Annotated in this window: 1 protein-coding gene; it reads right to left on the reverse strand. The window is 35.6% G+C overall.

Going from position 1 to position 655, the window contains the following annotated elements; translation table 11 throughout:
• Positions 1 to 608, reverse strand: a 608-nt coding sequence (locus LI112_RS17865) for a replication initiator protein A (RefSeq protein WP_255647179.1), incomplete at its 3' end; no start/stop codon positions are given.
• Positions 609 to 655: the final 47 nt, after the last annotated feature.

The raw sequence follows: 655 nt of genomic DNA on the forward strand, positions 1-655 counted from the left end.
ACAAGACAGTCATATTCAATATTTCTTTTTACAAGTGCAGTATTCATCTGGAATAACTCCATCTCTTCCATCAAATCCATTTTCTGTAGTTCTGAAGAATCTGAAAGATTGATAAGATCAGTATTATTCCTGTCCGTATTACTAATATCAGTATAATTATATTTAGTATTAATTGGGTCGATTTTTCCGACCTCTGTAGTTCTGATTTTTCGACCACGATAAGTCGTATTTTCCGACCTCTTGAAGTCGGTTTTTCCGACCCCTTGAAGTCGATTTTTCCGACCACGATAAGTCGATTTTTCCGACTCCGATAAGTCGACTTCTTCGACCTCTCGATTTTGTTGAATACTCTCTTCGGATTCATCATTGTTTTTAACATCTTTTGATGTCCTTAAAATAAAGTTCTTTACATAAATAATATCCGGTTTACCAAATCCTTGTTTGACTCTTTCAATTAATCCGATTCCCTTTTTGGTATCCAGTTCTGCAAGCGTTTTCATTGCTTTATCTCTTCCACAATTCATATACTGAATAACCTGTTCAACAGTAAAAATAATATAAACCTTACCCTCTTCATCAAACCACTGATGTCTGATAGATAAAGCCATTCTGTCCAGCATCAGCCCATAAAGAACCTTTGCATCGCTGGACAGAT

Source organism: Blautia sp. 210820-DFI.6.14, from assembly GCF_020558815.1.
Classification (GTDB): Bacteria; Bacillota; Clostridia; order Lachnospirales; family Lachnospiraceae; genus Blautia_A; species Blautia_A obeum.